Raw genomic sequence first — 15,192 nt, forward strand, 5'->3', positions numbered from 1 at the left:
TTGTGTCTTTGAAAGGAATTATATACAAACTTATATTGCAAAGTTAACTATCAAAAAAATATTGGTGATGAATAAAGGGATACAGAATTCGAGTTCGAAAGTGTGGTTCTTCTATCTAATAAGATAAGATATGATTTGATATTTTCTTAGTTTTGGTTTGTTAAGTTTATATACTTAAAGTAAAGGGCTTAATTTCAATTAAGGGGGAGAATAATTTGGAGGTATATAACTCAGTTGCTCCTGCACAAACAAAAAATGAAGATCTACCATTCGATATTTCCTGGATGACCGATTGGATTGTAGATTGGTTTGGTTCTTTGTTTAATGGAGGCAGTGATGTAATAAAAGATGGGGGAGACAAAATAGATGGGGCAGTTCATGCGAGTGTGCCTGCATTCTTTGATGTTATTTTCCTGATCCTTTCTGTAGTAATTTTAATATCATTATTAGTTTTTGGGGCTTCTTTATGGTTTAAACATATAAAGTGGAAAAAAAGATCAATATATTTTGGAGTAGGGTCTTTCATTCTCATACTATTAATAAGGATTTTACCGGTGTTAATGTTGACAACACGTTCTTTTGATTTTCAAACTTTTATGAGTAATATGGTGGGTTTAATCACTTCTATAATTTTAGGGACAGCTGTATTAATGTTTTTAATATCTCTAGCACTAGGTATGCTTTATAAGAAATTTGAACATCCGAAATATGGGAAATGGAGTTCAAGTTTAAGATATAGTTCCATTTTTATATTTGTAACGACATTGTTAGTACCAGCCTTACTGCGCCATTTATAATTTTGGTTTATATAAGGAGATAGAGGAATAGTGAAGGTAACATCTATATTTATTCCTTCTATATATACTAGTACTTATTCTCCTTTAGGTTTCTAATTTAAATCTAATAAGTTAAAAAGCTTTTGGTGTATGAGGTTTTGATAAGGGAGGATGAGTATTAGTGACTACGTTCATTGTAATGGTTAGTATTTTCTTAATTCTATTCGTAATTGGTCCTAAAGCGACTAAGAGAAAAGAAGAAAAAGATAGAATAGAAAAAGAACATAAGCAGAAAATGGAGGCTTTAGAAGAAGAAAAGTTGGATTTTGATATTAATGGAAGCAAAGTAAGGTTACATAAAAAGCCTAAATTAAAGAAAAGTATATATAAAATAAAGAGTAACAGATAGCTTTTTAATTAAAAGGGGAAAGGGATAGAATGGATAACGGGTTTCTTTGAACAAAGTAGGGAGCATCATACCGGACAGATTTAGAAGAGTGCTTTAGGGAGTTGGTACAAGAAATATGCGACGAATTAGAAATTGTCATTGTCGCTTTAGAGTGTAACAAAGACCATACACATATGTTTTTAAACACGCTGTCAACATTTATTCCTTTGATATTATGGCAAAAATCAAAGGACTGACTTCAAAAAATTGAGAGAGGAATTTCCTCACTTTAAACATTTGCCGAGTTTGTGGACACGTAGCTATTTTGTATCTATCACAGGAAATGTATGGAGTGCGACTATTAAAAGATATGTGGAACAATAAAAGACAAGGGGGTGAGAAGGGTGCAAATTAAATGTAGTAATTACGGATTTGATTAGGAATTTAGTTGAAGAAAAATGTACCAAACGATAACAGTAAAAATCAAGCTACTTCCTACAAAAGAACAGGCTTTCATCTTAAAGGCTATTGGAAGAGAATATATCTCTACAATCAATGCACTTGTATCTGAAATGGCACAGCAAAGAAAATATATGAAATGAAAGAAGCCATTTGTGATAGAGTGGCTCTTTTTGTATTAAAATATTTTCTCATGTTCTGTATTTTGTTGCTTGAAGTGAAACTAAATCTGAAAATAGCTACTAATTCTAGAGTGATACCTAAAACTTGAATTACTTTCTTCATTTTCTTCTATGAATATTCAAAAATAAGTTTCTCAAGTTAAAATATTGTGAATATATTTATAAATGCAAGTATACCGTGATAATATTTGATAAAAGGGGGTAGGAGCAGATGAGTGTTAACCTCATTTCTAACGAAAAAATCACCAAATTATTAAATGACTGGTATCAAGCTATGATTGCACAACGTGTATTACAGTCCGAAAAGATAAAAGAAGATATTGAAAGTAAAATTAATTATATCAAGGAAGATCAAACAATATTAATGTATTACGCTTTACTAAATGCGCGGTACAGCCTTCTAATTCGTGATACGAAGGGTTCAAAAGATATTTTAGACAAAGTCGAACTTTTAACAGACGAAAATGAAACATTTTTAGAGTACTATTATCATTTATTTAAAGCTATTTACGCCATCAATACGGCCAACAATAGTGAAGCAAGGGTTCATTTTGAAGAAGCTGAAAAGCTTCTAGGTTACATGCATGATGAAATTGAAAAAGCAGAATTTAATTATTGGGTTGCTGTTTACTACTACCATATAATGAAACCAATTCTAGCAATTCAATATGCTATGAAGGCAAAGGAAATATTTATAAATAACGCAGGATATGAATTGAAAATAGCTGCATGTTTAAATACTTTAGGAATGGCAAACATACGACTAAATGAATTTGAAAGTGCAGAAGAATATTTACTTTCAGCATTAGATACTTTCAAAAAATCAGGTGATGAAATTCTAATTAAACGCGTTAAGCATAATTTAGGACTTTTATATGCAAGTCAAAATATGCCAGAGTTAGCAGTTAAACATTTAGAGAATTCATTAGAGAATAACTTTAAAACTATGTTTCTTTTAGCGAGAGAACATTTCAAGCTAGGAAAGCATACTATTGCTAATGAATATATTGAACAAGGTTATAAGCTTAGTGATGTAGGTTATCGTCATCATTTCGAAATCTTAAGGGCATTACATAATAAAGCGCCACTCGAAGAATTTGAGAAATTAGTTATAGAAGGTATTTCGTATTTTGAAGCAGAAGAATTATATGAGTGGGTAAAAGAGTATGCTTCTCTTTTAGGTGACCAATTCTACAATTCAAAAAATCATGAAAAGGCAAGCAAATATTTACACATTGCTTTAGACGCAGACAAAATAAGCAAAGAAAGAAGGGCGCTAAAATGAAAAAAGCTATCTTATTAATGATGATGATGTCCACCGTTTTTACTTTTGGTCTTACTAATGTAAAAGACGTACCACAACAAGAATCAATTGAAGTATTTATGGATCATGGGGAACATATTTAATTTTCTAAAAAGAGGCTAATAAAGTTTTATTTAATCTAATTATTAAACAGAGATCTGAGCGTATTACTGATGCTTGGATCTTTTTTAATAATAGGGGATTTGTGAACATAACTATCGGTTGATTACGGGAATAATGATTGTGGAGGAAAAAGATGAAATGGGGAATAGAAGCAATAAGAGGTTATGAATTAAATGGTAACGACCTAGATCGATATACATTTTTAGGGGAAGAATACCAAAGTACAAACTGGAGTTATTTATCTCTCTCGCATCTTCAAAATTTCTTAGAAACATCAGGTTTGGATAGAGATATGATATTAGAACTGCTGCCAATTAATTTTAAAGGAGTTGTATGGAAGTCTCTCGAAAGCGAGGACTTGAAATTTCTAAATACTTTAACAAACCCTATTAGATGTTTGGAGATTTTAGATAGATATAACTTAATGGATTCTGCAGCAACTTATACACCAAGCATGGAATATAAACTGAGATGGTTAAAAGAGCGCTGGGTGAAAGGATATTATATTTTCGCAAACTGTTAAGATTTGAACTACCCCCACTTTCACTTCGTTTTGAAGAGGGGGCTTCTTTGTGTCCCTTGAGGAAGGAGTCTTCTTGACTAAAATGATGAATAGGACATATAATATTTTTTTTTAGTATATATAGATTTATTTATTTTGTATCTGTATATTTTAATTCATTTACTGATATTATTTTTGAGTGCTCTAGCAATAGAGCTTTTTTATGTAATGAAACATTTTCTTTATAATATTTGGTTGGTCTATATTAGACTTACTTCTTAAATGATATCTATATTTTGCTAAATTATTTTATAGAAAAACAGCTTTTTCAATTGAAGAAAAGAGAAAAAATTAAGGGATTCTATCACTAGAAAACCCCACTTGAATACGATGAATGTAGAAAAACATATATCATTAATCTGGCTAGTAGCTCAGACAATAGATATTAACCGTAAAAGAGAGAGAATTATAAGAGAAAAATTAGAAATAGAGAATTGAACTGACCATTCTTGTGGGGGAGAGAATTTTGATGATAAATGGATGAACAAAGGTATACGTGGTATTATTAATAGTATATATATCTACATACTTACTATTTTAGTTTAGGAGAGTTGTCTATGCAATGGGAGTATAAAACACTTAAAATTGATGGTACATTTAAAAGTTTTTTTGGTGCTAAGGGGTTAGATTTAGAAGGCGAGTTTAATAAGTTAGGGATTGATGGTTGGGAACTTATTTCAATTATTGGCTTAGGCAGTGGCGGTAGTATTCAAAATGGTTTACAGGCGATATTTAAACGCCAAATCAAATAATGATATCAGCATAACGTCTTGGATTTATTCAAGGCGTTTTTTTGTTTCCTGACAAAAAAACTTTTCTTGAACGTATGAAGAGAGATATTTATAGCTTAATATTTATAAAGAAACAGGAAAAGGATTAACATAGCCATCTTGCTCTGCTGAGCTCACTCAATTAAAAATGAAAAAGTATTTACCTAAATTTAAATAATTTGGTATAATATTTCAGGGTAATGTATATCTAATTATAAAATTTATTGGATTCGGGGAGAAAATCTATGAAAAAGAAAAAGATTAGTTTACTAGTATCTACAATTATCACTTCCTTAATTTTTTCAGCTTGTGGTAATAATACTAATAAAACTAATAAAGCTGAAGCTGAAAGTCAAAAACAGGTATTAAACTTAACGATACCGGAAGAAATCCCATCTTTAGATACGGCAATAGCGATGGATGGTACGTCATCACATGTTATGCAAAATATATTTGAAGGATTATATGTACTGGATAAACAAGATAATCCTATTCCTGGTGTAGCGAAATCATTTGAGAAAAGTAAGGATGGGAAAAAATATACATTTCATTTGAGAAAAGATGCTAAATGGTCAAATGGTGAAACGGTAACTGCACATGATTTTTCTTTTGCTTGGAAACGAACATTAAATCCTGAAACAGCATCTCAATATGCATACATGTTATTTTATATAAAAAATGCCAAAGAAATAAATAAAGGTATAGTTGCTGCCGATCAGTTAGGAGTAAAAGCAATAGATGATTATACGCTAGAAGTGGAATTGGAACAGCCTGTTCCATATTTATTGCAATTATTAGCACTACCTGTTTATTTACCTCAGCATGAATCGTTTGTAAAAGAAAAAGGAAGTAGCTATGGTTTGGAACCGGAGAATCTTATATATAATGGGCCATTTGTGTTAGAAAAGTGGAAGCATGGACAAGAATTTCAATTGAAGAAGAATAATAGATATTGGGATAAGAAACAAGTAAAGCTAGAGGCAATAGATTTTAATATTGTAAAAGATACGATGACGGCAATAAATTTATATGAATCGGGTAGTATTGATCGTGCTTCAATTACTGCAAAACATTTTGAGCAATACAAAGACAACAAAGAATTACATATGAAAAAAGAAGCTGGAATAGCTATGTTACGTTTTAATGAAGAAAACACTACATTAGCAAATAAAAAAATCAGACAATCTATTTCTTTAGCAATAAATAAAGAAGAGATAGTAAATCATTTTGGCAGTACTGGAGCAACCCCTGCAGAAGGTCTTATACCAGCAGGATATACGAATGAAGCAACTCAAAAAGATTTTCGAAAGGAAAATGGTTCTCTTGTTTTGTATGATTTACAAAAGGCTAAACAAACTTGGGAAGATGCAAAAAAAGAACTTGGTATAGAAAATGTCACACTTGAGCTTCTAGCATTTGAGCAAGATAATGAAAGAATGATAGCAGAGTATATAAAAGGAGAACTTGAAAAACATTTACAGGGTTTAACAATACAGATTAAGCAACAGCCATTTAAACAAAAATTGCAGCTTGAACAAACAGGGCAGTATGAAATCTCTATGGTAGGTTGGGCACCTGATTATAAAGATCCAATTAGTTTTTTAGAATTATTTACGACAGATAATCCAAATAATAAAATGAAGTATTCAAATTCGAGTTATGACGATTTTATAAATAAAGCTAAAAATGAAGCTGTATTAGATCAACAGAAGAGATGGGATTATTTACGAGAAGCCGAGAGAGTGTTGTTAGAAGATGCTGCTATTGCTCCCCTTTATCATACTGGTAAAGCATATCTGCAAAAGGATTATGTAAAAGGAATTGAAAAGCATCAATTTGGTGGTGCTTATACTTACAAAAATGCATATTTGATTCAAAAATAAAAAGTTTAAAATTGAAAAGAGTTGAGTACTTGATAAAAAAGTATTCAACTCTTTTTTACTTTCCACAAAAAGTCGTATTACATTTCAGATTATAATATACAAATTTTTTAATTGTTCAATAGAAACAAAATTAAGAATGAGTTTTTGTTTGTTACAAATAGAAAACAAGAAATCAAAATAACCCAAATTGTGATTTAAATCTACCTTTTTCACTAGCTAAAAAATACTGTGGAAAATTAATGACTTGAACAAAAGAACTGCTATTAACATACTTAACATACATATTTGTTTTGTTAATTGTGGGCGTGTTTTGAGATTTGTATATAGTAATTTCATTTGAAAACTTGAAAAACATTAAAATATGTAAATTTTTCGAATTTTTCATTAAATCTATTTAATATTTGTAATTTGTTGTTTTATAATGATACTCGGGTTGGTCGTGAATGTTTTAGATATTGCGATATACAATCGGATTAATTTATTTTAGGGAGGTTTCAAAATTGGGTAAGAGAGTTATTATAAGAGTTTTTACATTATTATCAGTACTAGCATTATGCCTTAATGTGTTTTTACCAAGGGCTAGTGCAGAGGTTATGACGCACGAGAAATATTCAATGAACTGGAGTTATAGTAATAGTTTAGGCAAGTACATTCGAACTGAAATGATTAAAAATTCAAGTGGTCAAATTGCTTATTGCTTAACTCTGGGACTAAAATCACCAAATGGTGAAGATCTTCCTGAAATGGGGAAAACAGATAATATAGTATATAGGGTCCTATTAAACGGTTTCCCGCAAAAAAGTGTTGAGCAGCTAGGAATAGCTAATCAGAATGAAGCACATTACGCGACTCAGCTTGCAGTTTGGAATGCATTAGGTCAACTTGATGTAAATGAACTGAAACATGAAAATAAAAATGTTGAAAAAGCGGCTAAGGCAATTATCAATGCTGCTAATAATAGCGGCGATACACAAGATATCTATATGAATGTTATCCCAGCTGAAAAACAAAAAGCAGAATTAAAAGGTGAGTTCTTCGAAACGAATCTATATACAGTACAAACAAATGCTAAGAGTGGTTCTTATAAAGTAGTAGCGAAAAATGCACCTAATGGAGTAAAAATTGTTAGTGAAAATGGTGAAGTGAAAGATCAACTTTCAGTTGGAGAGAAATTCCGTATCCAAATTCCTAAAAATACAAAAACAGGTGAATTTAATCTAAGTGTTGCTGCAAACTTAACAAAAGTTCAAGCAATTGCTTACCGCGGTACGGATACTGTTCAGAATGCTACAGTATTACTAGAAAGAAATGAAGAAAAGCTTAGTAGTGACCTTGCAGTAAATTGGGAAGCTGCTGGTGCTTTAAAAATTAAAAAGGTTGGAGAAAATGGAGAAGTATTAGCTGGTGCAGTATTTGAGGTCTTTAATGCAAATAATGAATCAGTTGGAAAAATCACGACTGGTGCTGATGGTACGGCAGGATTAAATAACCTACCAATTGGTACTTATACTGTAAAAGAAATAAAAGCGCCAACAGGCTATGTTTTAGGTGATAAACCACAAACTATTGAGGTTAAGACAGGAGAAACAGGGGTTGTTCAAATAGTAAACAACAAGGCAAAAGGGAACATTGAAATAAAAAAACTTAGTGATTCAGGTAAAGTGCTACCTAATGTTGAATTCACTGTTTTTACTGAAGATGGAAAAGAAGTGAAAAAGGCAGTAACAAAAGAAAATGGAATTGCAAATGTTGAAGGCCTTACATTTGGGAAGTATTATTTCTTAGAGACAAAAACACCAAATGGATATATTGGAAATAAAACAAAGTATCCTTTTGAAATTAAAGAACACAATAAAACACTGACTTTTACAGTAGAAAACACCGAAGTAAAAGGTAGTGTAAAACTACTAAAAGTAGATAACGAAGATATTAGTAAAAAATTAGAAGGTGCAGTATTCGAGTTAAAAGATGCAAGTGGAAAAGTAATTGGCGAATATAAGACAGATAAAAATGGCGAAATTAACGTTAAAGATCTAGCGTATGGTAAGTATTCATTTGTAGAAAAGACTTCTCCAAACGGTTACGTTCTTGTTAAAGAACCAATTGTGTTCGAAATAAAGGAACATGGAAAAATTATTGAGCTATTAGCAGTTAATCATCTTATCAAAGGTGATCTGGAAATTACAAAGGTAGATGTTGCGGATGGAAACAACAAGCTTCCAAATGCAGAATTTACGATTTATAACGAAGCAGGAAAAGAAGTAGTAAAAGGTAAAACAGATGATAAAGGTATCGCTAAATTTGAAAAGCTACCATTTGGAAAATACACATATAAAGAAACTATTGCACCAAACGGTTATATTTTAAATGAAGAGACGTTTTCTTTTGAAATCAAAGAGAATGGTCAAATTATTAAACATATCGTCAAAGATGAGAAGATTCCTTCAATTAAAACAACAGCAACTGATAAAAAAGATGGTACAAAAGAAATGCACACTTCTAAGTCTGTAACAATCCAAGATAAAGTGGAGTACAAAGACCTACAAGTAGGTAAAGAGTACACTTTAAAAGGTAAATTAATGGATAAAGAGACTAATAAACCATTAGTTGTAAATGGTAAAGAAGTAACTGCTGAAACTAAGTTTACACCAAAAGAAGCAAACGGTTCTATTACACTAGATTTCACTTTTGATGCAACTGGTTTAGAAGAAAAAGAAGTAGTAGTATTCGAAGAGTTACTGAAAGACGGAAAAGTTGTTACTACACATGCTGATATTAATGATAAAGGTCAAACAGTTAAGTTCGTTAAGCCATCAGTAAAAACAACTGCTACAAACAAAGCTGATGGTGGAAAAGAGATTCATTCAAAGGATTCTATCACAATCCAGGATAAAGTGGAGTATACTAACTTAGTTGTTGGTAAAGAGTACACTGTAAAAGGAAAATTAATGAACAAAGCTATTAACGAACCATTATTAATTGATGGTAAAGAAGTAACAGCTGAGACTAAGTTTATTGCAAAAGAAAAGAATGGTTTTGTAACATTAGACTTTACTTTTGTTGGTGCTGAACAGCAAGGAAGAGAAGTAGTAGTGTTTGAAGAATTATTACATGAAGGTCAAGTAATAGCAACTCACGCTGATATTAACGATGTAGGTCAAACAGTTCGATTTGTAGAGCCTTCTGTTAAAACGACAGCTACAAATAAAGCTGATGGTTCTAAAGAGTTAGACGCTTCTAAAACTGTAACAATCCAAGATAAAGTGGAATACAAAGACTTAATCGTGGGTAAAGAGTACGTAGTAAAAGGTAAACTAATGGATAAAGCAACAAAAAAACCATTATTAGTTGATGGTAAAGAAGTAACAGTAGAATCTAAGTTTACTCCAAAAGAGAAAAATGGTTCTATCACACTCGATTTCACATTTAATGCTTCTGCATTACAAGGAAAAGAAGTGGTAGTGTTTGAAGAATTGTATCAAGATAATGTCTTGGTAGCTATTCACGTTGACATCGAAGATAAGGGTCAAACGGTGAAATTTAAAGAAGTAAAACCGGAACAACCAAAACCAGAACAGCCACATCAAGATAAAAATACTCCAACTTCAGAACAACAAAAAGAGCAAGTAAAAGAACAACCACAACCTAAGAAAGAAGTTCAATCTAAAATTGGATGGTTACCGCAAACAGGTGCTGACCTTACAAGTTGGATCTCTATGGCTGCAGGCGCATTACTGTTAATTGTTGGTGGAGTTATTTTCTTAAAACGTAAAAACGCATAAAAACATAAAAATAAGCACATCTGTTTTTTAAAAGATGTGCTTATTTTTATGTTAATAATTTAGTCCTATTTTACAGTATCTTAATCTATTTGATTATTTTTGAGTTGCTGTAATAATTCTAGGACAGTAAAACAGTCAGCCACTGCTCGGTGTTTAATCGTTAATTCCGTTGCAGCACTTAATGAAATCCATCTTTTTGAATCTACATAATCGGCGTACATTTTCATAATACATGTGGATTTAAAATTCTTAAATTCTACATTGTTAGAAATACAGGTGTTTTCTATCATGTCTAAATCAAATTCAGCGTTATAGATAAGTAGGGTTTTTCCTGTTAAATCAATTACACTTATCTCGATAATTTGATCTCTTAGGATAACTCCTGTTGTTTCGGTATTTAAAATAATAAACTGATCTCTGTTTATAAACATTTTATTGATAGATGTTTTGATTTTTAATTTTGTTTCTTTTAATTGATTCATAATTCCTTGTTATTCGTAACAGCTAGGGCAGGGACTTAGACGTAGTTTAGCGTGGCTTTGAACAACATAACCACACTGTTTACAAGTCCGTTGCTCTATACCTAGTTTTCTACCATTTGATAGTGCTAGTTTTTGCTCATCATATAATTGCCGTTTTTTTTCTGGTTTTGAGCGTTTATATAGCTCTATATACCTATTATTTACTCTCTGAAATACCTTAGCTACAGGATCTTCTAAGGGCTTTAAACCTTCTTTGCTGAGTTTAGTTTTGCTTGCAAGTTCTAAGGGGACCTCGCTCCAATTTTTATAACTTTTCATTTATCTTCACTCCAATGGTTTAAATAGTTACTTAATTAAATATGACTAATTTTTTGAGGAGTTAATAGTAATCTTATATAAATTCTATCCACATTCTAATTTATGGTAAAATTAAAATGTTAGGAAGAAAAAGGATAAATAGTGTTCGCGAATAATAAAGGTGTTAAAAATAATTAGATCATTTCAATAATAAAATGGGGTATTTCGGTATTTTTATAGTTAGTAGAAGTAATTTTAAAAGGGGTATATTGGGTGAATCATAGACGCAAGAAAAAGAAACCGAAACAAATGAGAAAAAAAACCGTTCAGATGAAACCAATTGTTGGAGAAGAAAAAAAATCTAAGGAGAGTAGTAATAAGCTGGTTGACGTTCTCCTTGGTATTCTTCTATTTCCAATTCTAATATGGGCTGTCTTGGAAAGTTCTAATATACAAGTAAGCAAAGGAAAAACTGTCCTTATTATTGTTTTCTTTCTCTTAATTGCAATAGGGTTATCTATGATAGAAAACAAATAAGGGGGAGTTCAGATGTTTAAGAAAAAAGAGAAAAAAACATTCGCGCTAAACTCGTTAACAAACAAGGGGAAGTCATTCGAGAGTTAAATGGTACAGAAGAAGACTTAGAAGAAATAAGAAAAACGGGTATTGAAATTCGTTTAGTTGAAGAAAACTCATATGAAATGGTAGCAACCGATGAACAACTAGAATTACTAGCAAGAATCGAAGAAGAATACGAAGAATATTTAGATGCATGGGAAGAAGACTTAAACAAGAGATTGGAAGAACGAGAAAGAGAAGAAGCAAGACAGAAAGAATTGAAAGAAAAGAATAAATGGAGTACAAAGAAGAAGACAATTGCCTTTGGACTAATAGCATTCGTCTTTTTCGGATTTCCGATGATTGATGGGTATTATGAAGCGAAACTGGTACACGAAGGAACTGCATTAAACGCTGAAATTACAGGTAGACATGTAGAGAAAGGGTTTCTATCTGCACATGGAATACTAATCGTAAAGATAGACGGTAAAGAGTACAATGTAAGAGTAGGTAGAATAACCTTCAACGATGCACAGTGGTTTGGTGGACTAAGAGTCATCAGAACAAAAGATGATAAAGTTAAGATAGACCCTAGATATGAAGCCGAAGACTTAGTTACAAGCTATAAAGAAATAACAAAGTAAAACTTTAATATTCGCTTCTAAAATTAAACAACATTATTATTTGCAAAATTGAATCCATTAAAACAAAAAAATTTAAATAACTTTATCATATCAACATAAACGGTAAGGATTATTGATATATTGGGGGGAATAAAAATTGTTAAACAATAATGTATTAGATGAACTATTTAATGAGGTAGCACAAGAAGATGAATCGTATTTTTATTATTTTTATACAATGAAAATGGCGGCAACATCAGAATATATTAAATTTGGTCCTGGTGCATTTTTAGAAAATCAACATCAAGTGATTTGCTTTACTAATAAGAGGATAATGATGCTTGAATTGAATCCGTTAACTGGTAAATTTAATGGAAATAAAATATCAATTGATATTGAAGATGTTGAGGGCATAAAAGTAAAAAGAGGACTAATAAAGTCTAAAGTTATTGTTACATTAAAAGGTAACAAAGGAAATATCATTATGAATCCAAATAGTTTTACAATTGGATTGTCAAATCATAAAAAAAATTTAGTGAAACTGCAAGAAATGTATAGTTAAAAATCAGTCTCTATAAAGTTGAAAAATCCATTTTGATTAAGATCTTGATTAAAGACTTATTAGAATGGATTTTTTGTTTCTTTTAAAAAGGATAAGTAATGATATTCAAACTTTAAGTCCATACATAAGGAAAGACTTCATTTTAATCAATCTATTTTCAAAAGGAGTTCTATTTGCTATAGAATACAGATTTGTAAGAGGGTTCTAATCAAACTTTTTTTCAAAACTACAACCTTACTTCCTAAATGTCTACAAGAAAATATAACGATATGTAATAGAATATGCAATTTTACATATACCCTATAAATATTTTTTTATAGGAATATAATAATTTATTGTGATTAATAGAAAAGGAGTTGATAGATATGAAGAAGTTTGCAGCATTGCTCTTATCATTATTATTACTAATTACTGCAGTTGCACCTTCATATGCATTTGCCGAGACAGGTAATACGACCGGCTGGGTTGTAGAGGGAGAAAAGAAATACTATTATGATAAACCAGGCGTGAAACATACTGGGTTATTACGATTGGGAGACGACACGTTTCTATTCGATAAAAACGGAAATCTATCAGTGGGATGGGATACCGTTGACGGAAAAGACTATTACTTTGATAGAACAACTGGTGCAGCTCAAAAGGGGTGGTTCCCGCAAGCTACACATTGGTACTTCGCTAATGATGAAGGTGTCATTCAAAAAGGTGATGTAAACTACCAAGGGAAACAATTTCAATTCGATAGAACAGGGAAAATGGTCAAAGGCTGGGTAAAAATTAAATCATTTGATCATAACATATACGGTTCAAGAACAGTCTTAAGGGGATTCAATCCTATTCAAGTTGGAGATGATGAAATTCTTGAAGTAGTGGGGGAAGATGGCCCATTATGGTTTAGAGTAAATTACAACGGGAAGACATACGTTGTAAAGAAACTATTTGTAGTTGTGTTTGACCAATCTTTATCGGATAAAATGAATGAGATTAGTCAAGGCATAGACGATTTAAAATTCGGTCTAGAATTAATTCAAATACACTCAAAACGATTAGCTGATGCCAATCAAGCGAAAAATGTTGATACGGCTGTTCTCGAATCAAGTGAATTGGCACACAGCATGAATCAATTCCTGACAACATTAAAAAGATCACACATAAAGAGCTTCGTTGATAACGTAAACGCAAAGGAAGCTGATCCAAATGTCCAAGTAAAATATCAGTCAATCCTCACGAATCTGCAAATGATGGAAAATGATTTTAGTAAAATCCATAAATTCATGCTATTAAAAGATAGTATTATGGTTTTAGATAAAGCTAATAAGGATTCTGGGGATATTATTAACAATGTACAGGCTGCTAAGAATCTGTTACCAGAAACTAAAAAGCAATTAGCAGAATATAGCGCACAATATATGGACGTAATTGCAGCCTCATTTAACATGTATAATGGTTTTCCAGTAGAAGTAGGAGAAGCATATATTGAGCCAATAGAAAAATTTCTGAATTCCTTACCACAAGAAGAGCTCAAAAAACAAGCTGGTGGATTAAAAGATACTGCAACAGAGATAAAAGATTGGCGTGAAGATTTTAAGGGTAGAATACCTGCATACAAATCAATGGCTACAGATTTACACACTTTTAATAAAAGTGTAGATAAATTTGCTAAATCAGTTGATACAGCAGCTAAATCTTTACATAAGCAAGCATTGATGGCCGAAGATTTAACAAGAAGTGTTTCTACGCATATTAAAGAAGCACAACAAGCTTTCCCAACGCTTCACACAGATATTATGTCAGGTATAGACACGACGAATAACCTTTTAGGTACTGCTAATAAAATTGCAAGTTACAAAATTGATATACCAGCAGCTGCACAAAAAATGGGAAATATGGATGGGCTAAAAGACACATTACGTGATTTTGGTGTGCCACCTGAAAAGATGCAGGAATATTTAGAAGAACAAAAACGTTCCGCTAAACAAACTTCATTATTCCTTGATTTAGCTCCTGGAATTGGAGAAGTAAAACAAGGTATACAGCTCTTTACGGGCGAGGAAATGTTTACTCATGATAAATATGCGCCAAGTGACTTTGTATGGGGAACACTTACTGCAGTTACTGGTGGTACAACAAAAGTAATTGGCCGTACCTTTGGTAAACTAGGCGATCTGGAGAAAAATGCACAGAAACTTGGTAATGTAACAAAAAATGTATCAACAGGTTCTTTCGATGTAGCAGCCTTTGATAAAAAAATCGCAAAAATGAATATAAATGAAAAAGCCGCTGAAATAAAAATAGCCTCAAAAGGCATTGCTGAGCAAAATGGTTGGAAAAAAGACTCAAAACTGAGCAGAGTAAATAAAAGGGACGTATATGTTGATTCAAAATCCAATAATCTTTATGCTTTAGATACACAACATGGTAGATTTGAAGTACTTAATAAAAAGG

Annotated in this window: 14 protein-coding genes and 2 pseudogenes; 14 read left to right on the top strand and 2 right to left on the bottom strand. The window is 31.6% G+C overall.

All coding sequences use genetic code 11. The features are described from left to right. The first annotated feature begins 197 nt into the window (after positions 1 to 197). From GFJ36_RS10570 to GFJ36_RS10610, 10 genes and pseudogenes are all read left to right on the top strand, one after another. Positions 198 to 797 carry a hypothetical protein gene (locus GFJ36_RS10570; protein WP_088063461.1) on the top strand — a complete coding sequence of 200 codons (600 nt, stop codon included), beginning with the start codon at positions 198 to 200 and terminating at the stop codon, positions 795 to 797. Between the two features lie 160 nt (positions 798 to 957). Then, positions 958 to 1,185: a hypothetical protein gene (locus tag GFJ36_RS10575; protein WP_071732440.1), complete on the top strand. Its 228-nt coding sequence runs from the start codon at positions 958 to 960 to the stop codon at positions 1,183 to 1,185. Positions 1,186 to 1,259: 74 nt separating this feature from the next. After that, positions 1,260 to 1,548 (top strand): annotated as a pseudogene (tnpA, locus tag GFJ36_RS10580) (IS200/IS605 family transposase); the annotation flags it as partial. Positions 1,549 to 1,622: 74 nt separating this feature from the next. Continuing rightward, a pseudogene (locus tag GFJ36_RS29485) lies at positions 1,623 to 1,763 on the top strand (RNA-guided endonuclease TnpB family protein); the annotation flags it as partial. Positions 1,764 to 2,016: 253 nt separating this feature from the next. After that, a complete protein-coding gene (locus GFJ36_RS10585; protein WP_097891268.1) occupies positions 2,017 to 3,090 on the top strand; it encodes a response regulator aspartate phosphatase in 1,074 nt (357 codons plus the stop codon). Further along, on the top strand, positions 3,087 to 3,212 hold the full coding sequence (locus GFJ36_RS10590) for an aspartate phosphatase (protein WP_097891270.1): 126 nt from the start codon (positions 3,087 to 3,089) through the stop codon (positions 3,210 to 3,212). The genes GFJ36_RS10585 and GFJ36_RS10590 overlap by 4 nt, the downstream gene beginning before the upstream one ends. A gap of 152 nt (positions 3,213 to 3,364) precedes the next feature. After that, on the top strand, positions 3,365 to 3,754 hold the full coding sequence (locus GFJ36_RS10595) for a hypothetical protein (RefSeq protein ID WP_097891272.1): 390 nt from the start codon (positions 3,365 to 3,367) through the stop codon (positions 3,752 to 3,754). 596 nt (positions 3,755 to 4,350) lie between these two features. Then, entirely contained in the window at positions 4,351 to 4,545 is a 195-nt protein-coding gene (locus GFJ36_RS10600; RefSeq protein ID WP_001198561.1) for a DUF4177 domain-containing protein, read from the top strand. A 263-nt stretch (positions 4,546 to 4,808) separates the two neighbouring features. After that, on the top strand, positions 4,809 to 6,446 hold the full coding sequence (locus GFJ36_RS10605; protein ID WP_097891274.1) for a peptide ABC transporter substrate-binding protein: 1,638 nt from the start codon (positions 4,809 to 4,811) through the stop codon (positions 6,444 to 6,446). A 500-nt stretch (positions 6,447 to 6,946) separates the two neighbouring features. Beyond that, entirely contained in the window at positions 6,947 to 10,228 is a 3,282-nt protein-coding gene (locus tag GFJ36_RS10610) for a VaFE repeat-containing surface-anchored protein (RefSeq protein WP_157349549.1), read from the top strand. 80 nt (positions 10,229 to 10,308) lie between these two features. Here the strand turns inward: GFJ36_RS10610 and GFJ36_RS30220 are convergent, their stop codons facing one another. Then, positions 10,309 to 10,710 carry a 3'-5' exonuclease gene (locus tag GFJ36_RS30220; protein ID WP_242015960.1) on the bottom strand — a complete coding sequence of 134 codons (402 nt, stop codon included), beginning with the start codon at positions 10,708 to 10,710 and terminating at the stop codon, positions 10,309 to 10,311. 9 nt (positions 10,711 to 10,719) lie between these two features. Then, entirely contained in the window at positions 10,720 to 11,028 is a 309-nt protein-coding gene (locus GFJ36_RS30225; protein ID WP_242015961.1) for a hypothetical protein, read from the bottom strand. Positions 11,029 to 11,280: 252 nt separating this feature from the next. Here GFJ36_RS30225 and GFJ36_RS10620 point away from each other — a divergent pair, with 252 nt between their 5' ends. The 4 genes from GFJ36_RS10620 to GFJ36_RS10635 form a co-directional block, all read left to right on the top strand. Next, positions 11,281 to 11,544 carry a hypothetical protein gene (locus tag GFJ36_RS10620; protein WP_097891278.1) on the top strand — a complete coding sequence of 88 codons (264 nt, stop codon included), beginning with the start codon at positions 11,281 to 11,283 and terminating at the stop codon, positions 11,542 to 11,544. Between the two features lie 164 nt (positions 11,545 to 11,708). Beyond that, entirely contained in the window at positions 11,709 to 12,209 is a 501-nt protein-coding gene (locus GFJ36_RS10625; protein ID WP_179875862.1) for a hypothetical protein, read from the top strand. A 136-nt stretch (positions 12,210 to 12,345) separates the two neighbouring features. Beyond that, complete coding sequence (locus tag GFJ36_RS10630) at positions 12,346 to 12,750, top strand: PH domain-containing protein (RefSeq protein WP_098230453.1); 405 nt, start codon at positions 12,346 to 12,348, stop codon at positions 12,748 to 12,750. A gap of 365 nt (positions 12,751 to 13,115) precedes the next feature. Continuing rightward, positions 13,116 to 15,192, top strand: a 2,077-nt coding sequence (locus tag GFJ36_RS10635) for an N-acetylmuramoyl-L-alanine amidase family protein (protein ID WP_242015962.1), incomplete at its 3' end; no start/stop codon positions are given.

Source organism: Bacillus sp. EE-W1 (assembly GCF_009760835.1).
GTDB classification, from domain to species: Bacteria; Bacillota; Bacilli; order Bacillales; family Bacillaceae_G; genus Bacillus_A; species Bacillus_A wiedmannii.